Genomic DNA, 22,536 nt, shown 5'->3' with positions numbered 1-22,536 from the left:
TAGAGGTTAGCTATCAGCATTTAGCATTTAGCATTTATTTTTATAGATTAATATTGCTGAAAGCTAATTGCTAACAGCTGGTTTCTTTTTAATTCCAATTCTCTTCAAATCCGTAATCTTCAAAACTGTCGTCACCTCCAAAAGCATCCAAATCATCTTCATCTAAATCATCTTCAAATTCAGAATAGAAATCTTCTCCTTCGGCTTCGAATTCTTTTTCCGGAGCAATAGCTGGCAATTCGCCGTGAGAAAATATTAACGCAGGATAGGTTTCTCCAACTTCAGCTTCTTCAACAGCAGCAAGTTCTACCAGGAATGTCCACATATTGATAAAATCATACACATAGATAATCTTTGTTTGATCTTGGCTAAGCAATTGATTCAGTGTGTAATCGCTCATTGTTTTTTGCTCGCCCGGAATATCGCCAGTGTCAAACATCGGAATTTCGTCTTCCTGGTTCCAAGTGTCGTCGCAAGTATAAAACGAAGCAACTTCTAATCCGTCAAAACCAAAAGCATTAACGATAGCGTTGTGTAAATCTTCTAAAGTATCTTCTTCCTGAATCGCAATATCTCTGAAAACATCTTCTTCTGCATCAAGAATTGCCCTGAATTTATAAATCATAATCGTAATTTTAATAAGCGAGCAAAGATAATTTATAAATTATGAATTACGAATTACGAATTACGAATTGTTGATAATATTTATAATTTAAATCCAATATGGATTCCGCCCCATTTAAATGCGCTGCCATAACTAAATTCCCGAGTGAGAATAGTTCGTGAATATTCTAAATAAAGTCCACGATATTGAAGGACAATTCCAAAATTATTCTGAAAAGTAAACCGTTCGATATCGCTATCACTTATTGTGTAAACGCTTTTATGGTTAAACAATCCGCCCTGAAGTGTCGCATCATAACCAATAACATTTACAAGAGGCTGTGTGTACAGATATAATTGAAATTTGTTTCTGTTTTTCACTGATGTAAATGGCGAATTGATAATTCCTATGGTACTATTAAATCCAACCGAAGCATTGGTGAACAAAGTTCCTAATCGGGCAGTAGCAGTTGTTTGTATCGTAAAAAAATCATGAAAACGGACTAATTGCTTTTCATAAGTAAGCTCATAGTTTAGTACAACATCATTCTTTATTTGGTTGTACCAACCTTTCGGAATTGTATTTCCGGTTGCTTCATGAATTGCAGTCTGCATATCGCCACCAAAAGCACCAGGACCAATAATTCCCAAATTTAAAGAGGAAACAATTCTTGTATTCTGAATGGTGTCTGTTGCAATGGAAAAACTTTTCATCATAATTGCTGCAGCAAATGGACGGTCGTTAAACTGGATTTGGTCACTCGCAATGTTATTCGCCGTGAAACCAATATGTTCTAAAGAAAGTCCGTATTTGAACTCGCTGTTTTTTGGAGAAATAAAAAGCTGATTGATTGGATTCTTTGCTAATCGTGGAGAAGTCAATTCAAAATTATAACCTTGTGTGTATTCCTTATCTGTTGAAGAAAAATAATCATTATCATAGTGAAACCTGAAATAATTGGCACTTTTTATATCTCTGAAAGACGCCATATTATCAATTTTTTGTCCCATAAAAATCATCGGAATAAAAGCGAACAGTAACAATAAAAAGTCTCTTGTTTTCATATCATCATCTACGAAATATAGTGCAATTGAGTTTAAAATGGAATTCCGCAGAAAAACATCGATTAAAAGCACCAAAATTGCAATAAATGTTAGGCTGTCGAGTTTTGGAGTAGTTTAACGGATAAGTTAGATTTAGAAATTGCGAACAACTAATTTAGCCTTAGTTAGTTAGAGAAATAACAAGAAAACTACCGAGTGGTATTTCTTAAAGATAAATATCCTGTCAGATAATTAATAATTCAAACTGAAAAAACCTGTTCTGCCCCGAACAGGTTTTTTTTTGCAGTTCATCCTCAAAAAACAACAATTCGGTTAACTTAAATTGTATAGTTTTAATGCTTGATACAACTTTGCTGCATCAAAACTAAAACACATGAAAACCTTTTACACTCTAACACTTTTACTAATTGCCTTTATAGGTAATGCACAACAAACCGTTTCAGGAACTATTGTCGATGAAAAAAATAAACCAGTTGTTGGTGCCAATGTTTTTATCGATGGTACTTATGACGGTGCTTCTACAGATGAAAAAGGAAATTTTAATTTTAAAACAACAGCAACAGGAAACCAAACTTTAGTAGTTAGCTTTTTGTCTTATGAAACTATTAAAGTTCCAATTGTCGTTGAGACTTTTCAAAATCAAACAGTAAAACTTAAAGAAAGTGTCAATACGCTTGATGCTGTAGTGATTACCGCAGGAACATTCAGTGCCGGAGAAAAAAGCAGGGTTTCAGTTTTGAAGCCTTTGGATATTGTAACGACTGCCGGTTCTGCCGGAAACATAATTGCCGCGCTGCAAACTTTACCAGGAACACAAAGCGTTGGAGAAGACGGCAGATTATATGTTCGTGGTGGCGAAGCTGATGAAACCCAAACTTTTGTTGACGGGATTCGTGTAGCACAACCTTATGGCGCAACGACAAATGAATTGCCAACACGCGGACGATTTTCGCCATTTTTGTTTAGTGGGATTTCATTTTCTACCGGCGGTTATTCCGCTGAATATGGAGAAGCATTGTCGAGTGTTTTATTATTGAATACACAGGATGAAGCCGATCAAAACAAAACGGATATTTCGTTTATGACGGTTGGTTTAGGGTTGAGCAATACGCAGAAATGGAAAAAAAGTTCGCTTAGTGTCAACACTGCTTATATCGATTTAGCGCCTTATGAAGCTGCAATTCCACAGAATGTAGATTGGAACAAACCTTTTCAATCGTTATCAGGTGAAACTGTTTATCGTTATAATTTTGCCAACGGAATTTTTAAAGCCTATGCTGCTTTTGACGCTTCTAGATTTGATTTGAATCAGGAAGATATTAATCAGCCAGAGAAAGTGCGAGTGAATTTGAGAAACAACAACTTTTATTTAAACAGTTCATATAAAGGAAATTTTGGTGGCAACTGGCAGATTTTTACTGGTTTGAGTTACGGTTACGGTCAGAATAAAATTGGCATTGATGCTAATGATGTAAACAGCACTGAACATGCATCGCATCTGAAATTAAAATTCACCAAAAAGCTTTCCGAGAAAGTAAAATTGAATTTTGGTTCGGATTATTTCATTACCAAGTTTGATGAAAATTACAATTCGACTTTCAAAAGCGGTTATGATTCTAACATTGCTGCCGTTTATACCGAAGCCGATATTTTCTTCTCTAAAAAGTTTGCCGCAAAAATTGGCGTAAGAGCATCTACAAATGATTATATAGAGGAGAACAGCATTTCGCCAAGAGCATCTTTGGCATATAAAGTCTCAAAAAATAGTCAGTTTGCGTTTGCTTATGGTGACTTTGAACAAGCACCACGACAAGAGTATCTGAAATATTCAAGCGATTTCAAAACAGAAAAAGCAGCGCATTATATTTTGAATTATCAATATGTAAAAGCAAACCGAACGCTTCGCACCGAAGTATATTTCAAGCAATACAGTGATTTGGTAAAGTATGATACAGATAGCTCACAACCTAATGCCGTTTTATCTAATTTTTCTAACGACGGAGAAGGTTATGCAAAAGGATTGGATATTTTTTGGAGAGATGGCAACAGCATTAAATATTTAGAATATTGGGTTTCCTATTCCTATATCGATACCAAAAGAAATTATAAAAATTACACAGCAGAAGTAACGCCAAGTTTTGTGGCAACGCACAGTTTGTCATTAGTAACAAAATATTGGATTTCGGATTGGAAATCGCAGGTTGGCTTTACACAACAATTCAGTTCAGGAAGACCATATAATAATCCGAATGAAACAGCTTTTATGAACGGTAAAACAAAATCGTATAGCAGTTTGAGTTTCAATTGGGCTTATTTATTATCGCAACAAAAGATATTGTATTTTTCGGTTTCTAATATATTAGGAACACAGAATATCTTTGGTTACAACTATGCAGACACTGTAAATGGAAGTGGCATTTATGACAGAAAAGCGGTAACGCCAACAGCAGATAGATTCTTCTTCGTAGGTTTCTTTTGGACAATAAGTGACAACAAGAAAGATAATCAATTAAAAAACCTGTAGAGACGTTGCACTGCAACGTCTCAATTGTACAGACAATGCAATAGTTCAGACCTTGCAGTGCAACGTCTCTACGGTTCATCCATCAAAAACAACAGTTCAGTAACTATAAATTTTTCATAACCTAAAACCAATATATTTTTACATCAGAATTAAAAAAAGGGTTTCAGTCATCAAACACCCAACATCAAACATCTAACAATTTAAAAACAACAAAAACATGAAAACATTTATCACATCAATCGCATTTTTTATCTGCTCGCTTTTATCTGCACAAACTCAATATGAACAAGGAATGGGTAAAGCTATGCAGCTTTGGGGAGCAGGAAATAATACAGAAGCTATTGCCACTTTCGAACGCATCGCTTCGGTAGAAAAAACAAACTGGCTGCCAAACTATTACATCGCTTTTATCAACACCATTGATGTTTTTAGTGCCAAAGACAAAACAAAAATTCCGGCACTTTTAACCAAAGCACAAGACGCTATCGACAATGCAACCACTATTAGTCCAAATAACCCTGAAATTATGGTCGTTCAGGCGATGCTTTACACAGCAATACTGGTTCAGGATCCAATGACAAACGGACAGAAATATGGTGCTTTGGCAATCGAACAATACAATAAAGCATTAGCTATCGACCCAAAAAACCCAAGAGCAGTATTCTCAAAAGCTGAGTTTGAAATTGGTGGCGCTAAATATTGGAAAACTGATACCAAACCGATGTGTGAAGCAATCGCGAAATCAATTGAACTTTTTGCTAACTTTAAACCAGAAACTCAGTTTCATCCAAATTGGGGATTAGAAAGAGCACAAAAAGCTTTAATCAGCTGTAAATAAACAACATTAACTAACTAACTAACTAACTAACTAACTAACTAACTAACTAACTTTTAATAATAGAATCATGGAAAATCAAGGAAAAGACACTAACAAAATTGCAGGAACTATCTTCATAGGATGCATGTTTATCGGAATTGCAGTTGGAATGCTAATGGATAAAACAGGCGTTGGAACTTTAATCGGAATGGGCGTTGGATTTTTAGCATCTGCCATGTACAAGTCAGAAAAGAACAAATAATACACTATGAAATTCACCATAAAAGAATTATTAAGATCATTGGCAATAGGAGTAATTATTTTTCTAATAATTATTTTGGTAAACTTCATTTATGGTGCAAAAATAGAATTCAACAAGCAACTTGGCGTACAGTTTTTATATACGATGATGTATTCCTTTTTTCTGGGTTATGCTAATCAAATGGTTTTTGTTTATTGTGATAAGAAATTTTCAAGAGAAAGATTTTCATTGAAAAGAATAATAGTCGGGTTTGTTTCTTCTTTTTTCGTTACGCTCTTTGTTATTTTTTTACTGCGAATTTTTGAAGATGTAGTCATTGATGGAAATAGTTTCGCAAAATACATGAGCAATGAAAAGATAACCAATTATGTTTTCGCTATTGTAATGACTTTTATTGTACTATTATGTTTTTACGCCTTTTATATTTATAAAGCGTATAGCGATAGCAAAGTCAAAGAACAAAAGATTATCGCAGGAACAGCTTCGGCACAATTTGAAAGCCTGAAAAACCAAATCGATCCGCATTTTCTGTTCAATAGTTTGAATGTGTTGAGTTCATTGATTGAAGAAAATCCCGATAACGCACAAAAATTCACAACATCGCTATCTAAAATATACCGCTATGTTTTAGAGCAGAAAGACAAAGAATTGGTACCAGTTTCTGAAGAATTGGCTTTCGCCAAAACGTATATGAACTTATTGAAAATGCGTTTCGAAAACAGTATTACGTATGAAATCCCAACTGATTTTAATAACGATGATGCCAGAGTAGTACCGCTTTCGTTGCAACTTTTATTAGAAAATACAATTAAGCACAATGTAGTAAGCGAACAAAAACCGCTGCACATCAAGATTTATATCGAGAACAATTATCTCATCGTTGAGAACAATCTTCAAAAGAAAGAAGTGCTGCAGGATAGAAGAGGCGTTGGACTGCAAAATATCGTTAACCGTTATGGCTTGATTTCAGAACGCAAAATGCACATTGAAGAAAGCCCGTCACTTTTTAGAGTAAAAATCCCAATATTGACAAAACAGATTGCTTTTATGGAAACACAAAATATATACAACGAAAACATGGCTTTTATGAGAGCCAAAGACAGAGTAGAAAAGCTCAAAGGATTTTATGGTAATTTGATTTCGTATTGCTGTGTCGTTCCGGTGCTGGTATTTATCAATCTGAAAACCGGTGGATTCCAATGGTTTTGGTTCCCAATGTTTGGTTGGGGAATGGGCGTAACGTTCCATGCTATCGAAACTTTCGGTTACGGAAAATCATGGGAAGAAAAGAAAATCCAGGAGATTCTAAACAAAGACAAACAAAATAAATGGAACTAATTATGGAATCAAATAGCAATGAATTCGAAAAATACCAGCGCGCTTATAAACAAGTGCAGGATGTTAAAGGTTTTTACGGACATTTACTTTCTTATGTATTAACTATGATGTTTTTTGTATTCATCAACTTGAAGTATACACCCAAAGATTTATGGTTTTATTGGCCAATGCTGGGTTGGGGAATCGGATTGTTATTCCACGGCTTGAAAGTGTTCAGATACACACCATTCATGAGCAAAGATTGGGAAGAAAGAAAAATAAAAGAATTTATGGACAAGGAAAAACAAAATAAATATGAATGATTTTAATCTTACTCCGGAAGAAATAAAATACCAGCAGGCATTAAAGCGTGTTAAAAGAATCAAAGGATTTTACTCGCATCTGATGGTGTATATCGTAATCAACGCGATGTTGATTATTGTGAATTATAAGAATACAGATGTCAACTATAATTTTTGGAGATTCCAAACGTTTAATACTGCTTTCTTTTGGGGAATTGGTTTGCTCGCACACGGACTTTCAGTATTCCTGCCTTCCTTTATGATGGGAAAAGACTGGGAAGAAAAAAAGATCAAAGAACTGATGGAAAAGGAAAAACAAAATAAATGGGAGTAACTCAGTATTCAGTCGGCAGTTTTTCAAATAACCAAATAACCGCATAACCAAATGAACATTATTATAATTGAGGACGAAAAACCGGCAGCGCGATTACTCCAGCGCAAAGTCGAGAAATTGGGCTTGCAGGTAAATCAAATGCTGCATTCTGTGGAAGAATCCATTCATTGGTTTAATACAAATACACATCCCGATTTGATTTTTCTGGATATACAATTATCCGATGGTTTGTCGTTTGAAATCTTTGAAACCATTGATATCAAAAGCGCTGTGATTTTCACAACGGCGTATGATGAATATGCCTTGCGTGCCTTCAAGCTGAACAGCATTGATTATTTGCTAAAACCAATCGACGAAGACGAGTTATCAATAGCAATTTCAAAATTCAATAGTCAATTTCAAAAAAATAGGGTTTCTATGTTAGATTTTGAAATGATAAAGAAAATGCTGGTAAACCCAATAGACAGAAACTACAAAAAACGTTTCACCATCAAAATGGGGCAACAGATCAAGATGATAAACATTGATGAAGTGGAATGCTTTTACAGCGAAAACAAAGGAACATATTTGCACACTTTTGATAACCGTGATTATCTTTTAGACAACACTTTGGAACAACTCGAAACCGAACTCGACCCAAAGGATTTTTACCGCGTTTCCCGTAAATTCATCGTGCCAATGAAGGGCATAAAGGAAATCCAGATTCATAGCAACTCGAGATTAAAAGTAATTCTCCCAACCTACAAAGACGATGAGGTTATTGTGGCACGCGAAAGGGTTAATGATTTTAAGGAGTGGCTTGGTTGAAAAAGTGTTCAGTAAGCAGTAGCAGTTGGCAGTTAGTCATTGCGAGGAACGGAAGCAATCTCATGTAAATGTCACGGATTATAAATCCGATAGCGCGGATTTGTAATCCGTGCTCATCTTTCCAAACAAATATAACAAACATTTACCAGCAACGAACAGCCGTTAAAGTAATGGTAAATTTTTGTTAAGTAGTTTCCAACCTTGGCGTTAACTTAGTAAATTCGTCATGCTCAACTTTTTCCATGAAACAACTTTTACTTATATCTTTTTTTCTTGCTTTTGTTCAAACTTCAATTGCGCAGGAGCTTAAGGTATATGACAAGTTTGTTGATTTCGAAAAAGCCATAATCAAGAGTGATGATAAGATATATGTAGTTAATTTTTGGGCAACCTGGTGCGCACCCTGCGTAAAAGAGTTGCCGTATTTTGAAAAACTGCATCAGGAAAATAAAAACGTAACGGTTATTCTCGTTAGCCTTGACAGTAAAAAGGACATAGAAAAGAAACTTATTCCGTTTATCAAAAGAAAAAAAATATCCGCCCAGGTCGTTTCCCTCAACGATAAAGATTATAATACTTGGCTTCCCCAAATAGACCAAAACTGGTCAGGTTCTATTCCGGCAACATACATTTTCAGCGGAAATCAAAAGCTGTTTGCCGAACGTGAATTTGATAATTTCAACCAACTAAATGACTATGTCAACACATTTATTAATCAAAAAAAGTAATTTATTATGAGAGTTGTTCCACTAGTTTTTGCCCTTGTTTCTTCCTTTTTGATAGGAGAAAGTATTGTGTCTAACGGTTATCAGCCCGGAGACAAAGCCACTGATTTCAAACTAAAATCTGTTGACGGAAAAATGTATAGCATGTCTGATTATAAAGATGCCAAAGGTTTTATTGTAGTGTTTACGTGCAATACGTGTCCGTTTGCGATGAAATATGACGACCGCGTGAATGCTCTCGCCAAGAAATACAAACCCAAAGGCTATGTGCTGTTAGCCATAAATCCAAATGATCCGGATGTGCAGCCCAAAGACAATTATAGTTTGATGCAGGCAAAAGCCAAAGAAGAAGGATTTGTTTTTCCGTATCTGGTAGATGAAGGACAAAAGATTTATCCGCAATATGGCGCAACGAAAACACCGCATGTGTTTTTACTCGACAAAAACCTAGTGGTAAGATACATTGGCGCTATTGATGACAATTGTGATGATGCTTCAGCTGTCAAAGAAAAATATCTGGAGAATGCCATCTCGGCATTGGATAATGGTAAAGATCCTTCACCATCAACGACGAAAGCTATTGGCTGTTCGATAAAAACAAGCAAAAAAGTATAACAAAATAAGTCCTGATTTAATCGGGACTTTTTTTATTCTATTCGGCAGAAATCTCAATCGCGCCTAAAGTCCATTTCGGATTTATCTTGACGGCATCTTCAGGATTTATGAAAAAGATACTGGCTATTTTTTTAATCTTTTCGTTGGCCGTATTGGTATAAATATATTTTGACAATTCATCATAAGGTTGGTTTTTACTATCGGGCTTATCAGTTATAACTCCAATTTTAGCAAAATCCTCTGGTGAGTTTATTTTCTCTTTTAAAGGAGAATTTTGAATATTATCTTTATAAAAGGTTTCCAAAATATACTTTTTGGTTGTAATCACAATAACCCCATATTCAGTTCCATATTGCTTAGTAATTAGCGTGTCTTTAAATACTGTGAGAGTTGAAATGTCATCTGGATTTATAGCTTCCATTTCTTTAGTCAAATCCTTCATAAGCCCTAATTTTTTAGAATCAAGTACAATTAATGCGTTATCTTTTGCTTGTGAAAACATAAGAGAAACATAAAAAAACGAAAACAAGAACAGAATTTTTTTCATAATGGAAAATATAAATTGTTTATTTTGAAAATCTATGCAGCGTATACGTCATCGCCGTCAATAAAAAGAAAGCCGTAATCTGATGAATCAATCCTAACCAAAGCGGAACGCTGTATAACAATGTGAAAACGCCTAATGTAAATTGTAAAAACACAATTATCACCAAAGCATTCAATCCGTTTTGCTGTTGAGTTGTAAGTGTGAATTTTTTGCTTTTGAAGTATAAGAATAAAATCAGTCCAACAACAACATACGCCATAGTTCTATGTACAAACTGAACGCCGCTTTTTCCTTCTGTTAATCGGGCTAACCAGGAATCTTTTTCTAAAGCAATACTATCGTGAAAGAACTGACCATCACTCATCAATGGCCAATGATTGTGAATTAGTCCGGCATTCAGACCTGCTACAAATCCGCCATAAATTATCTGGATTAAAAGAAATATCAGTGTGATTCGAGCCAGTTTTTTCAACTCGACAACAACTAATTTTCTATCTGGATAAATCAAATCCAAAGCTACCCAAAGCGTGTAAGCAAACGTGATAAAAGCAAAAGTTAAGTGCAAAGACAATCTGAAATGACTCACATCAGGATCGTTAACCAAACCACTTTTTACCATATACCATCCAAAGAAACCCTGCAAAGCGCCCATTCCCAAAAGGATATAGCATTTTTTCAATGTTGCTTTATCAATTCGTTTCTTAATAAGGAAATAGAAAAAAGGAACTAAGAAAACCAATCCAATGATTCGACCGATAAAACGGTGAAACCATTCCCAGAAATAAATAAACTTATAATCCGAAAGCTGAAAATCGTTATGAATGTTGATTTTTTGATATTCCGGAAACTGCTTGTAAGCATCAAAAGCCTGTTGCCATTTTGTATCCGTCAATGGCGGCAACGTATCAGTTACCAAATGCCAATCGGTCATTGATAAACCCGAGTTTGTCAGTCGCGTGATTCCACCAACAACAACCATAACAAATACTAAAACACAACCTGAAAGCAACCAGTAGATAATGGCTTTGTCTTTTTTCATAAGTAACAAAGTTTCAAAGTAGCAGAGTTACAAAGTTTCTTTTACTTTGCTGATGAAAGAACTTAACATTCTTTCTAATTCTCTGCTATCTTCATATAGTTTATTAAAATTTTCTTCTTTAATATATTCTAAATTATAGGCAATTTCAATTTGTGTTTGAAATTCAAAAAGCGAACCTAATGATATTTTTAAAAATCGATGATAATCTTTATTAGTTCCTCTTCCAAAACCTTCAGAAATATTACTCGGTATGGAAATGCAACATCTTCTAATTTGAGAAGTTAATCCAAACTGCTCTTCTTTTGGAAAATTTCTTGAAAGCAAATAACAATTGGTAACCAATGTCATTGCTTTTTGCCAAATCAATAAGTCTCTAAATGTTTTCATCTTTGCTAAAGTTTCAAAGTTCCATAGTCTCAAAGTTGCAAAGTTTTATTTTGAATATCATACACTTTTAATATCCTTTTTTTACTTTGGTACTTTGCTACTTTGTAACTCTTTTCAATCCTAATTTCTCCGCTCTTGCCAAAACAAAATTATACGCTGCCTGATATTCATTCGGAATTTCACCTTCAAGAATGGCTTCTTTCACGGCTTCTTTTAAAACACCGATTTCACGTGAAGGTTTCAGATTAAAGATTTCCATAATTTCTTCACCCGAAATTGGCGGCTGGAAATTACGGACTTGGTCGCGTTCTTCAACTTCAATTATCTTTTTGCGTACGATGTCAAAATTGTTGTGATACTTCTTAAACTTCGTCGGATTCTTGGTCGTAATATCTGCTTCGCATAATGTCATCAGATTATCAACATCTTCACCGGCATCAAAAACTAAACGACGAACAGCCGAATCGGTTACGATATCTTCTGATAGTACGATTGGGCGAGAACTCAGCATTACCATTTTGGCAACAAACTTCATTTTTTGGTTCAACGGCATGTGCAATCTTTCAAAGATTTTCTTCACCATTTTTCCACCAAGGAATTCGTGTCCGTGGAATGTCCAGCCTTGTTTTTTATTGAATTTTTTGGTTGGTGCTTTTCCAATATCATGCAGTAAAGCTGCCCAACGCAACCAAACATCATCGGTATTCGGACAAATATTATCAACGACTTCAAGTGTATGATAAAAATTGTTTTTATGCGTATGACCTTCGATTTCTTCTACGTTATTCAACGCTGTCAATTCGGGAAGGATTATATCTAAAAGCCCGGTTTTGTACAAATGTAAAAAGCCAATCGATGGTTTTGGCGTAGACAAAATCTTGTTCAGTTCGTCCACAATACGCTCGCCTGAAATGATTTTGATTCTTTCTTTATTTCGTTCAATGGCTTCCAATGATTTTGCTTCGATGACAAAGTCCAATTGCGTTGAAAAACGAATCGCACGCATCATGCGCAACGGATCATCAGAATAAGTGATGTCAGGGTTTAAAGGCGTTTTAATAACCTTGTTTTCCAAATCGGTCAAGCCATCAAAAGGGTCAATTAAGTCGCCATAATTGTTTTGATTCAAAGAAAAAGCCAAAGCATTAATCGTAAAATCACGTCGGTTTTGGTCGTCTTCAAGAGTTCCATTTTCCACAATAGGATTGCGGCTGTCTTCGGAATAGCTTTCTTTTCGGGCACCAACAAATTCAATGTCGATTTCTTTGTAACGAAGCATCGCTGTTCCATAATTCTTGAAAACCTGAACCTTCGGTTTGTTTGGCAATAATTCAGAAACTTTTAAAGCCAAATCAATTCCGGAACCAATGGCCACAATATCAATATCTTTTTTGAAGTCACGCTGCAACAAATAATCACGTACAAAGCCGCCAATCACATAACTCTCTAATCCCAGTTGTTCACTGGCTTGAGCGATGATTTTAAAAATTGGATTATCTAGAGCTTTGATGTAATTCATACTTATTTGAAAATTTGAAAATTAGACAATTTGAAAATTAATTAGAGCATTTTCAAATCTTCAAATTTTCAAATTAGTTTTATTTGCGAATAACTTTGACCTGATTATCTAACGAAAGCTTGATAATCGTTGATGGTTTGTCGCAAATTTTTTCGTGGTGCAAATTTACTACATAGTCGACACCTTTTATAATTTCGGGAGCAATTTCTTTGAAAGATTTGGGCGTAAACATTCCGGAGATATTTGCTGAAGTCGAAACCAATGGTTTTCTCATGCGTTCCATCAGTTTGAAACAGAAAGGTTCTTTTACTATTCGGACGCCAAGTGTTTTGTCATCGGCAATAATATTCGCCGCAACATTCCGTGGATTATCCAGAATCAAAGTCGTTGGTTTCTCAGATAAATCCAGAATTTGCCAGGCAGTTTCAGGAATATCTTTAAAGACATTGTACATCATTTTCTCGCCATTCATCAGCACTATCATACTTTTGCTTTCTTCGCGTTGTTTTAAAGCGTAGATTTTTTTTACTGCTTCGGCATTGGTCGCATCGCAGCCAATTCCCCAAACCGTATCGGTCGGATAGAGGATTATGCCGCCATTTTGAATGACTTCGAATGCTTTGTGAACTTCAGTATTTATATCCATTTTTAATTTTTATTCTAATAATTTATCCAACCAGTTTAAAATATAGTCAAGCTTTTTTTTCGGATACAAATCAAGGCTTTGGATATTCAAAAACAGGCTTTTGTGATATTTTTTTTGAAGAGATAATTTGAATTTAATCCATGACAATGGCTTGTCTGTCGAACCAAAATGAATTAATTTATAACTTTTCTTTTGCTCAAATGATTTATTCAGAACTTCTAAATGTGCCGAATGCGACTGGAACATAAAATAGGTTGGAACTCTGAATCTGTGTTTGATATTATTGATTACAACTTCTGGATTGGTATCGAAATAGTCATTTAAAATCGATTTTCTTATCGGAGATGGTGTGTGATTTAATCTGAAATATTTTTCTAAACCAAGTATCCTGGCTGAATTTTCCTGACCTTTTTTATAGCCTAATCTTGAAACACGATTCTTTTTCAGTCCAGTAGATATTAGAAATTCTTTAAACTTTGTTGATTCAAAACGGGACCATTGTCCTCGAATTATCGGAAATCCTTCATCGGTAAAAAAATCTGTTGCTTTTGTTTCACGAACCAAAAACATATCATCATTAAAATAGATAAAATGTTCCGCGAGGTTCGGAATTCGGGTAATCATCGTTTCAATTGAATAACTGTTGAAAAGTGGCAAATAATTTTCATAACCCTTGAATATTTCCTTATGGTCTACAATCTTAATATTCTTAAATTCTGGATTTTCAGCATTATTTTTTATAAAGTCCGGAGTTTGATTGTCGGTAACGATATAAATATTTTTTACGTAAGGAGCGAATTTTTTGATTGATTTTATACAATATTCAATTTCATTAACTTCATTAAATCGGGTTAGAAATCCTTTCTGATTAAGGGAAGATTTATTTTCTACGTACTGATTTAATTTGTTGATATGATTTTCATCATTTCCATCAACCCATGCAATAACAGCATCGATTTCAAAATTATTTCCAGAATGATGTTTCATCAATTTTTTATTAGTCTGTAAAATTAGGTTTTTTTTCGGAGCCCAAAAACGATACGGTTACTTTTGGTTAAAATCCAATTAATTCTTTATGTTTGTATAGTATGAAGTTGTCAATAATTATCTCTACTTACAATTCAGAGGAATGGTTACACAAGGTGTTGCTTGGCTATACTATTCAAACTGCAACTGATTTTGAGATTATTGTGGCAGATGATGGTTCGACCAGTAAAACACAAGCTGTTGTTGAGTCATTTGCAGCTAAATTCAAGCATCCGATACTTCACGTTTGGCACGAAGATAATGGCTTCCGGAAATGCCGGATTTTAAATTCAGCCATTCTAAAATCCAATTCCGATTATTTATTGTTTACTGATGGCGATTGTATTCCAAGAAAGGATTTTGTTGCAAACCATCTTAAGCAAAGAGAAAAAGGATATTTTCTTTCCGGTGGCTATTTCAAGCTTCCAATGAATATTTCAAAAGCGATTACCGACGACGATATTCTTACCCAAAAATGTTTCGATGCTTCGTGGTTAAAAAAGCAAGGATTGAAACTCAATTTTAAAATAACCAAACTTATTCACAACCACTATTTCGCTGCATTTATGAATTGGGTAACACCAACTAAACGTTCGTGGAACGGGCATAATTCTTCCGGATATAAATCTGATATTTTGGCAATAAATGGTTTTAATGAATTGTTGGAGTATGGCGGCGAAGACCGGGAAATGGGCGAGCGTCTGTTTAATTTAGGATTGTTTTCAAAGCAGATTCGCTATACCGCTATTTGTGTGCATTTGGATCATTCCAGAAGTTATGTCAATCCGGAAAAAGTAGCTTATAATATGGAAGTACGGAAATTCAACAGCAAGAATAAAATCACCCGAATAGAAATGGGACTAGATAAACACTAAAAATAATATGTAATTTTGCAATGATTAATTGAAAATCTATGACACTATCAGTTATTTTCAGCACTTATAATTCAGAAGAATGGCTTGAGAAAACCATCATAGGTTTCAGCGTGCAAACGTTTCGTGATTTTGAAATTATCATTGCTGATGATGGTTCGCGTGAAGCTACAAGAGAATTGATAGACAGATTAAGAAAAGAAATTTCCATTCCGATAATTCACGTTTGGCAGGAAGACAATGGTTTTCAGAAATCACAAATACTGAACAAAGCGATTATTGCTTCGACTTCGGATTATTTGATTTTTACCGATGGCGATTGCATTCCGAGAGAAGATTTTGTTGAAGTGCATTACAATAACAGGGAAGAAGGTTATTTCCTTTCGGGCGGTTATTTCAAACTGCCGATGGATATTTCAAAAGCGATTACCAAAGAAGATATTATTGCCCAAAATTGTTTTGATTTGAAATGGCTAAAATCACAGGGTTTGAAAGCCAGCGGAAAGAATATAAAGTTCATTGCCTCGGGAATTTCAGCCAAAATTCTAAATTTTATAACGCCAACAACTGCTTCCTGGAATGGTCACAATGCATCGGGCTGGAAAAAAGATTTGGTTGAAATAAACGGCTTCAATCAGGAAATGCAATATGGCGGACAAGACCGCGAATTGGGCGAAAGATTATTCAATAAAGGTTTGAAATCAAAGCAAATCAGATATTCCGCTATTTGTGTGCATTTAGACCACAAACGTGGCTATGTAAACAAAGAAACCTGGAAGAAAAACTACGACATAAGAGCGAATACCAGAACCAATAAAGTGGTTAAAACGACAATTGGAATTGATTCTAATTTAGCTTCAAATTAAAATATTCCGTTAAATCATTCCACTGATCAACGTTGAAGTTTTTCACTACGTTGATTTTCTTCAATGATATTTTCTGCGTTCCCGGAATTGGGATAAAAACCTTTGATGGATTTTCAGATAATCTAACGGTTGTGTTATTCAGCAAAGCCATAGCTTTGAACCATAAATCATCATTTTTAGGAGCCAATTTTAAAGCCAGTTCATAATCCGTGATCTGACTGTTTAATGCTCCAGGCGGATATAAGATTCCACCTTCGCCAATCGCTAAATTCTTAACAGGATTATTTTCTTTGGTATATTTCCAGAATTTATAATCGAGTGTTTTATTATTTTCATCAACCGCAATTTGTCTTGCTTTGTTGCAGATGATGTCTTTTGGATACTTTACGTGAGTTGCATATAATTTCTCCAGCCATTGATTTTCATAAATCAAATCATCATCGCAGGTTACAATCACTTTATCAGGAAACAATTCCAAAGACGGAAGTAGTTTTTTGTGTGAACTTGTATGTTTAGTGAATTTTATTTCCAATAAATCACCAGTAAGCATTTCAAGCGTTTTTGGAATTTTATTTTTGTCGGCTTCGGTAATCCAAAGCACAATTTTCTCCGGTTTTACGCTCTGATTCATCACACTTCGCAACGTAATATGCACTTTGTTCAAACGCGATTCGATTGTTGTTAGCGAAACTATTACAGGAACTGAATTTGATTTGTCGTTTAATTTACTAACCGGAATAGACAATAACTTTAACGTGTTGAAAAACGATTGAGGATATTCTTTAAGTTTCATATGCTATAAGTTAGTAAGTATAAACAAATATAGATAATTAAACGGCTACGTCATATTCTCTTAAAGCATTGTTGAGCGATGTTTTCAAATCGGTTGATGGTTTTCGGGTTCCGATAATCAACGCGCATGGCACCTGAAAATCGCCAGCTGCAAACTTTTTGGTATAACTTCCAGGAATAACGACCGAACGCGCCGGAACAACTCCTTTGTATTCTTTTGGTTCATCACCAGTAACATCTATAATTTTGGTTGAAGCTGTCAGGCAAACATTAGCACCAAGTACGGCTTCTTTTTCAACGCGAACACCTTCAACAACGATACAACGTGAACCGATAAAAGCGCCATCTTCAATAATAACCGGAGCGGCTTGCAAAGGTTCTAAAACGCCGCCAATTCCGACGCCGCCCGAAAGATGTACGTCTTTACCAATTTGTGCACAACTTCCAACGGTTGCCCAAGTGTCAACCATCGTTCCTTCATCAACATAAGCGCCGATATTCACATAACTTGGCATCAAAATGACACCTTTAGAAATATAAGCGCCATATCTTGCTGTTGCTGGCGGAACTACGCGGATTCCTTTTTCGGCATAACCTGTTTTTAGTAACATTTTGTCGTGGTATTCAAAAATTCCGGCTTCCCAGGTTTCCATTTTCTGAATTGGAAAATACATGACTACGGCTTTTTTAACCCATTCGTTTACCTGCCAACCGTTAGTTGTTGGTTCAGCAACGCGTAAAGTTCCGGAATCCAGTAATGCTATAACTTCACGGATGGTTTTTAATGTAGTTTCGTCTTTTAATAATTCCCGGTTATCCCAGGCTTTTTCAATAATGGATTGTAGTTGCGTCATGTTTTTTGAATTTAACTTCGTTCAGTTCGACCTCTTGGTCTCGGGTGCACAAAGATACCTTTTTTAGACGATTGTTAAAATTGAATTTTATTTAACTTTAACTTATGAATTGATTTGATAATTTTGGTCATCTTTATTCCTAACCCGATGAAAAAATATATTTTACTGTTTCTGATAACAATCTCATTTGTAAGTTGTCAAAAGCAAACCGCTACCGAAAAAAAAGTTGATACTGATGTTGTTTCTCCTAAGAGCTCATTAGATTATGTTGGTATTTACAAAGGAATTCTTCCCTGCCCAGATTGTCAGGGTATAGAAACCGAAATTGCAATCAACGAAAACACCACCTTTTCTATAAAAACGAAATACCTGAAGAAAGGCAATAAGGTATTTGTGCAGAAAGGACATTTTACATGGAATAAAAAAGGAGATGTTATTATTCTGACAGATATAAACTATGGTCATAATAAATACTTGGTTGGGAAAAATAAGTTGACACAACTTGATAGTTCAGGCAAAATATATGCAGATAATTTAGATGATGAATACATTTTGTCAAAACAGCCTTCAGATAATTCAACTATCGAAACAGCTGAAGAAAATAATAAAGAAACTGTTGATTTGAATAGCAGGATCGCTACGACAACTGTAATCGAAAAGGTTAATCCGGCAGTTGGGAAATATCCTTTGGCGGGAACCAAGTGGAAGTTAGTTTCATTGAGCAAAAAGAAAGTTGATCAAAAAGGCAAAAACGTTTATTATATGAAGCTTAATTCAAAAGACGGAAGATTTGTAGCGCTTTCCGGCTGCAATAATATTCTTGGTCATTATGTGATGCCATCTTCTACGACTTTGACTTTTTCAGGTATAGTTTCCAATAAACTTGATTGCGCTGATATGGAATTGGAAAGCTACTTTTTTACAGCATTGGCTGAAACACATAGTTATAAATTAGACAAAGAAACTCTCACTTTATTTGGAGCCGATAAAAAGCAGTTGGCAAATTTTTTAGTATTTAAATAGATATGATCTGCAGATAAGTAGAGGGATATTGTGTAATTAATCTTAAAAATTATATAATTTTATTAGGAAGTAACTGCATAATTTTGCAATTCAAACTATAAACACCTAATCTTATGAAAACCATTTATTTTACCATTGCAGTTTTATTTTTTTGTTTCACAAGTTGTAAAAATCACGATGCGAATGAAAATTCAGATGTCGCTATTGATTCAACTGCGATTCAGAAAGACACAATCACAGAAACCGATACATTAGGTTACCAATCAGATACAATTTCTACAACAACTGATTCATCAGGCGCAAAATCGAATGTCAAACTGCCTAACAAAATGTCCACAGGAACTGAAGTCGTAAAAGGTCCAGGAATGAAAGGTGATTTTCCTTTGGCAGAAACTAAATGGAGACTTGTTGAATTAAACGGCAAAGCTGTAGAAGAAACTACCAGACGCGATTACTTTATAAATTTTGATTCAAAAAGTGGCACATTCAAAGCTTTTGTAGGTTGTAACAGCATTAGTGGAAATTATTTTATGAAAGCGTCTAATAAAATAGGCTTCACTAATATAATTTCTACAAGAATGGCTTGTAAAAACATGGATGTGGAAAGAAGTTTTTTCAATAACTTACAGAAAACAGATAATTACATGATTGAAGACAAAATGCTTCACTTTCATGTCGGGAAAAAAGCAGTAGCTAAGTTCGAAGCTATCAGATAAATTATTATTTACTTTGAAAAACCTTGTGTGTCACAAGGTTTTTTTTTGGCATCTTTAAATTATCTTTGCCTAAATAATCATTATTAAAAATGCCAAGGATTCTCTCAATAGATTACGGGATAAAACGTACGGGAATTGCTGTTACCGATGAGCTGCAAATCATTGCTTCCGGATTGACAACGATTCCATCTGAAACTGCCATTGCTTTTTTAACCACTTATTTTTCAAAAGAAGATGTTTTCAAAGTACTTATTGGTGAACCAAAGCAGATGAACGGCAAACCATCCGAAAGCACTCCAATTATCGAAAAATTTGTTACTGCTTTTAAAACTGCTTTTCCCGAAATGCAAATAGTAAGGGTTGATGAGCGATTTACTTCTAAGATGGCTTTTCAAACAATGATCGACAGTGGATTGAAAAAGAAACAACGTCAAAATAAAGGATTGGTTGACGAAATTGCTGCGACTATTTTGCTTCAGGATTATTTGACACGAAAAATGATTTAATGGAACAACCGGATGTAATATTAATTGGAGCCGGAATAATGAGTGCAACGTTAGGTGTTTTTCTCAAAGAACTTCAGCCAGATATTACCATTGATATTTTCGAAAGATTAGACAAGCCAGCTCAGGAAAGTTCTGAAGCATGGAATAACGCAGGAACAGGACACTCAGCTTTTTGCGAATTGAATTATACTCCGGAAAGTGAAAACGGAAAAGTCGATTGTAAAAAAGCAATTCATATTGCGGAACAATTTAAACTATCACGCCAGTTTTGGAGCTATTTGGTTGCCAATGGAAAACTTCCAAATCCCGAAAATTTTATTCACAACGTACCGCATTTAAGCTTTGTATGGGGAAATGAAAATGTTGAATTCCTTCAAAAAAGATATGTAGCCTTGGTTAAAAATCCATTATTTTCCGGTATGCAATTCAGCACCGATTTGGAGCAATTACAATCGTGGATGCCTTTGGTTATGGAGAACAGAAGTAAGGCTGAAAAAGTTGCGGCAACCTATATGCCATTTGGAACCGATGTAAATTTTGGAGCATTAACCAAAAGTATGTTTGAATATTTAAACAAACAGGACGGCGTTACAGTTCATTACAATCACGAGGTTAGAAAAATTAAGCAAAAAGACGATAAAATCTGGCGATTAAAAATCAAAAATTTGGTTTCAGATGAAACGATAAAGTCACGAGCCAAATTTGTTTTTATCGGAGCAGGCGGCGGTTCTCTATTGCTCCTTGAAAAAGCGGACGTTAAAGAAGGAGAAGGCTTTGGTGGATTTCCGGTTTCAGGGCAATGGCTAAAATGTACCAACGAAGAAATCATTAAGAAGCATCATATAAAAGTTTATGGAAAAGCAAGTGTTGGTGCGCCACCAATGTCGGTTCCGCATCTTGATACCCGAATAATCGATGGAAAAAAAGAATTGCTTTTTGGGCCTTTCGCCGGATTTTCAACTAAGTTTTTAAAGAACGGTTCCTATCTTGATTTGATTAAATCGATAGAAATCGAGAACATAATTCCGATGCTTTCCGCAGGTTGGCATAACATTCCATTGACGAAATATCTGGTGCAGCAGGTAATGCAATCCGATGAAAAAAGAATCAAAGCTTTAAAAGAATATTTTCCAAATGCAAAACAGAAAGATTGGCAATTGCTGGAAGCCGGGCAACGCGTTCAGGTCATTAAAAAAGATGAAAAAGAAGGCGGAATTTTAGAATTTGGCACTGAAGTTATTTCAACTTCAGATGGAACTTTGGCCTGTTTACTTGGAGCTTCTCCTGGTGCATCAACAGCGGTTGCTATTATGATTGATGTGTTGAATAAATGCTTTGGTGAAGAAATGAGCACCTCAATTTGGCAGGAAAAACTAAAAATAATGATACCATCTTTTGGACAAACACTAAATGAAAATCCGGAATTGTGTGATTCGATTAGAGAAATGACAAGCAAAACCCTGAAATTAGATTACTAAATTTATTTTTTTGATTACTTTTGCATTCGAATTAAACAAAGTATTTTTTGAATACTAAACTCTGAATATTACAAAAATGATTATTCCTATTTACGGCTATGGTGAACCGGTTTTGCGACAGGTTTGTGAAGAAATTACTCCCGAATATCCTAATCTTTCGGCCATTATTGCCAATATGTATGATACGATGTACAATGCTTTTGGAGTTGGATTAGCCGCGCCACAAGTAGGTTTTCCAATACGATTGTTTATAATCGATACCGAACCTTTTAGTGATAGCAATGATTTGACAAAAGAAGAACAAAATCAATTAAAGAGCTTCAAACAAACATTCATCAATGCGAAAATGCTTCTTGAAGATGGTGAAGAATGGGGATTTAATGAAGGTTGCCTGAGTATTCCGGATGTTCGTGAAGATGTTTATCGCAACGAAAGAATTACTATTGAATTTTGTGATGAAAACTTTAATAAAAAAACAGAAGTTTTTGATGGCCTGATTGCCCGTGTAATTCAGCATGAGTACGATCATATCGAAGGGATTTTATTTACCGATAAAATTTCAACATTGAAAAAAACACTGATTAAAAAGAAGTTACAGAACATTATGGATGGCAAAGCTTTTCCAGATTACAGAATGAAATTTGCCAATAAAAAAGGAAGATAGCATTCAATTTCAAAAATCAATGACAAAAATCAATATCAATCAAATAATATTGAATTCATTTAGTTTTAACATTGAGATTGATTTTTGACATTGAAATTGATTCTTGACATTGAAATTGATTTTTGAATTATATATATTTGTCCCTTAATTAAATTAAAAAATGAACGTAGAAAAAATATTAGCCATTGCCGGAAAACCAGGATTGTTTGAATTGAAAATACAAACCCGTT

At 34.9% G+C, this 22,536-nt stretch carries 26 protein-coding genes; 16 read left to right on the top strand and 10 right to left on the bottom strand.

The window, feature by feature from the left end; translation table 11 throughout:
- Positions 1 to 88: 88 nt before the first annotated feature.
- Together ABIQ27_RS00465 and ABIQ27_RS00460 are read right to left on the bottom strand one after the other, a co-directional pair.
- Positions 89 to 625, bottom strand: a complete 537-nt coding sequence (locus ABIQ27_RS00465) for a hypothetical protein (RefSeq protein ID WP_348031018.1) — start codon at positions 623 to 625, stop codon at positions 89 to 91.
- Positions 626 to 705: 80 nt separating this feature from the next.
- Positions 706 to 1,668 (bottom strand): lipid A deacylase LpxR family protein, encoded by a 963-nt coding sequence (locus tag ABIQ27_RS00460; protein ID WP_348031017.1) that lies wholly within the window; start codon positions 1,666 to 1,668, stop codon positions 706 to 708.
- A 373-nt stretch (positions 1,669 to 2,041) separates the two neighbouring features.
- On the opposite strand from ABIQ27_RS00460, the gene ABIQ27_RS00455 reads away from it, so the two are divergent.
- The 9 genes from ABIQ27_RS00455 (at position 2,042) to ABIQ27_RS00415 (ending at position 9,371) form a co-directional block, all read left to right on the top strand.
- The gene (locus tag ABIQ27_RS00455; protein ID WP_348031015.1) at positions 2,042 to 4,192 is read left to right on the top strand and encodes a TonB-dependent receptor; all 2,151 of its coding nucleotides are present in this window, start codon (positions 2,042 to 2,044) and stop codon (positions 4,190 to 4,192) included.
- A gap of 217 nt (positions 4,193 to 4,409) precedes the next feature.
- Entirely contained in the window at positions 4,410 to 5,030 is a 621-nt protein-coding gene (locus tag ABIQ27_RS00450; protein ID WP_348031013.1) for a hypothetical protein, read from the top strand.
- A 67-nt stretch (positions 5,031 to 5,097) separates the two neighbouring features.
- A complete protein-coding gene (locus tag ABIQ27_RS00445) occupies positions 5,098 to 5,271 on the top strand; it encodes a hypothetical protein (RefSeq protein WP_348031012.1) in 174 nt (57 codons plus the stop codon).
- 6 nt (positions 5,272 to 5,277) lie between these two features.
- A complete protein-coding gene (locus ABIQ27_RS00440) occupies positions 5,278 to 6,609 on the top strand; it encodes a 2TM domain-containing protein (protein ID WP_348031011.1) in 1,332 nt (443 codons plus the stop codon).
- Between the two features lie 2 nt (positions 6,610 to 6,611).
- Positions 6,612 to 6,911, top strand: a complete 300-nt coding sequence (locus ABIQ27_RS00435; protein ID WP_348031009.1) for a 2TM domain-containing protein — start codon at positions 6,612 to 6,614, stop codon at positions 6,909 to 6,911.
- Positions 6,904 to 7,224, top strand: coding sequence for a 2TM domain-containing protein (locus ABIQ27_RS00430; RefSeq protein WP_348031008.1), 321 nt, complete (start codon positions 6,904 to 6,906; stop codon positions 7,222 to 7,224). The genes ABIQ27_RS00435 and ABIQ27_RS00430 overlap by 8 nt, the downstream gene beginning before the upstream one ends.
- 51 nt (positions 7,225 to 7,275) lie before the next feature.
- Entirely contained in the window at positions 7,276 to 8,031 is a 756-nt protein-coding gene (locus tag ABIQ27_RS00425) for a LytTR family DNA-binding domain-containing protein (protein ID WP_348031006.1), read from the top strand.
- A 242-nt stretch (positions 8,032 to 8,273) separates the two neighbouring features.
- Positions 8,274 to 8,759, top strand: coding sequence for a TlpA disulfide reductase family protein (locus ABIQ27_RS00420; protein WP_348031004.1), 486 nt, complete (start codon positions 8,274 to 8,276; stop codon positions 8,757 to 8,759).
- Positions 8,760 to 8,765: 6 nt separating this feature from the next.
- Entirely contained in the window at positions 8,766 to 9,371 is a 606-nt protein-coding gene (locus ABIQ27_RS00415; protein WP_348031002.1) for a thioredoxin family protein, read from the top strand.
- 37 nt (positions 9,372 to 9,408) lie between these two features.
- Here the strand turns inward: ABIQ27_RS00415 and ABIQ27_RS00410 are convergent, their stop codons facing one another.
- From ABIQ27_RS00410 to ABIQ27_RS00385, 6 genes are all read right to left on the bottom strand, one after another.
- A complete protein-coding gene (locus tag ABIQ27_RS00410; protein WP_348031001.1) occupies positions 9,409 to 9,918 on the bottom strand; it encodes a hypothetical protein in 510 nt (169 codons plus the stop codon).
- Between the two features lie 19 nt (positions 9,919 to 9,937).
- The gene (locus tag ABIQ27_RS00405; RefSeq protein ID WP_348030999.1) at positions 9,938 to 10,957 is read right to left on the bottom strand and encodes a COX15/CtaA family protein; all 1,020 of its coding nucleotides are present in this window, start codon (positions 10,955 to 10,957) and stop codon (positions 9,938 to 9,940) included.
- Positions 10,958 to 10,984: 27 nt separating this feature from the next.
- On the bottom strand, positions 10,985 to 11,344 hold the full coding sequence (locus ABIQ27_RS00400) for a four helix bundle protein (RefSeq protein WP_348030997.1): 360 nt from the start codon (positions 11,342 to 11,344) through the stop codon (positions 10,985 to 10,987).
- Positions 11,345 to 11,441: 97 nt separating this feature from the next.
- Entirely contained in the window at positions 11,442 to 12,863 is a 1,422-nt protein-coding gene (locus tag ABIQ27_RS00395) for an HD domain-containing protein (RefSeq protein WP_348030995.1), read from the bottom strand.
- 79 nt (positions 12,864 to 12,942) lie between these two features.
- Positions 12,943 to 13,509 (bottom strand): L-threonylcarbamoyladenylate synthase, encoded by a 567-nt coding sequence (locus tag ABIQ27_RS00390; RefSeq protein ID WP_348030993.1) that lies wholly within the window; start codon positions 13,507 to 13,509, stop codon positions 12,943 to 12,945.
- A gap of 9 nt (positions 13,510 to 13,518) precedes the next feature.
- Positions 13,519 to 14,496 (bottom strand): stealth family protein, encoded by a 978-nt coding sequence (locus ABIQ27_RS00385; RefSeq protein ID WP_348030991.1) that lies wholly within the window; start codon positions 14,494 to 14,496, stop codon positions 13,519 to 13,521.
- Positions 14,497 to 14,597: 101 nt separating this feature from the next.
- On the opposite strand from ABIQ27_RS00385, the gene ABIQ27_RS00380 reads away from it, so the two are divergent.
- Complete coding sequence (locus tag ABIQ27_RS00380; RefSeq protein WP_348030989.1) at positions 14,598 to 15,410, top strand: glycosyltransferase family 2 protein; 813 nt, start codon at positions 14,598 to 14,600, stop codon at positions 15,408 to 15,410.
- 38 nt (positions 15,411 to 15,448) lie between these two features.
- A complete protein-coding gene (locus tag ABIQ27_RS00375) occupies positions 15,449 to 16,273 on the top strand; it encodes a glycosyltransferase family 2 protein (protein WP_348030987.1) in 825 nt (274 codons plus the stop codon).
- On the opposite strand, the gene ABIQ27_RS00370 is transcribed toward ABIQ27_RS00375, so the two are convergent.
- Together ABIQ27_RS00370 and ABIQ27_RS00365 are read right to left on the bottom strand one after the other, a co-directional pair.
- A complete protein-coding gene (locus tag ABIQ27_RS00370; protein WP_348030985.1) occupies positions 16,254 to 17,066 on the bottom strand; it encodes a glycosyltransferase in 813 nt (270 codons plus the stop codon). The two genes, ABIQ27_RS00375 and ABIQ27_RS00370, sit on opposite strands and share 20 nt — an antisense overlap.
- A gap of 37 nt (positions 17,067 to 17,103) precedes the next feature.
- A complete protein-coding gene (locus ABIQ27_RS00365) occupies positions 17,104 to 17,919 on the bottom strand; it encodes a 2,3,4,5-tetrahydropyridine-2,6-dicarboxylate N-succinyltransferase (protein ID WP_348030984.1) in 816 nt (271 codons plus the stop codon).
- Between the two features lie 147 nt (positions 17,920 to 18,066).
- Here ABIQ27_RS00365 and ABIQ27_RS00360 point away from each other — a divergent pair, with 147 nt between their 5' ends.
- The 5 genes from ABIQ27_RS00360 to def all read left to right on the top strand — a co-directional run bounded on the left by ABIQ27_RS00360 (position 18,067) and on the right by def (position 22,306).
- Positions 18,067 to 18,942, top strand: a complete 876-nt coding sequence (locus tag ABIQ27_RS00360) for a copper resistance protein NlpE N-terminal domain-containing protein (RefSeq protein ID WP_348030982.1) — start codon at positions 18,067 to 18,069, stop codon at positions 18,940 to 18,942.
- A gap of 113 nt (positions 18,943 to 19,055) precedes the next feature.
- Positions 19,056 to 19,658, top strand: a complete 603-nt coding sequence (locus tag ABIQ27_RS00355; protein ID WP_348030980.1) for an META domain-containing protein — start codon at positions 19,056 to 19,058, stop codon at positions 19,656 to 19,658.
- Positions 19,659 to 19,747: 89 nt separating this feature from the next.
- Positions 19,748 to 20,164, top strand: coding sequence for a Holliday junction resolvase RuvX (gene ruvX, locus ABIQ27_RS00350; RefSeq protein ID WP_348030979.1), 417 nt, complete (start codon positions 19,748 to 19,750; stop codon positions 20,162 to 20,164).
- Positions 20,164 to 21,642: a malate:quinone oxidoreductase gene (locus tag ABIQ27_RS00345; protein WP_348030977.1), complete on the top strand. Its 1,479-nt coding sequence runs from the start codon at positions 20,164 to 20,166 to the stop codon at positions 21,640 to 21,642. The genes ruvX and ABIQ27_RS00345 overlap by 1 nt, the downstream gene beginning before the upstream one ends.
- Before the next feature lie 76 nt (positions 21,643 to 21,718).
- On the top strand, positions 21,719 to 22,306 hold the full coding sequence (def, locus tag ABIQ27_RS00340; protein WP_348030975.1) for a peptide deformylase: 588 nt from the start codon (positions 21,719 to 21,721) through the stop codon (positions 22,304 to 22,306).
- The last annotated feature ends 230 nt before the right edge of the window (positions 22,307 to 22,536 follow it).

The organism is Flavobacterium sp. (assembly GCF_039916025.1).
Classification (GTDB): Bacteria; Bacteroidota; Bacteroidia; order Flavobacteriales; family Flavobacteriaceae; genus Flavobacterium.
The sequence above is the reverse complement of the archived record's forward strand: the minus strand, read 5'-3'. Positions and strand labels throughout refer to the sequence as shown.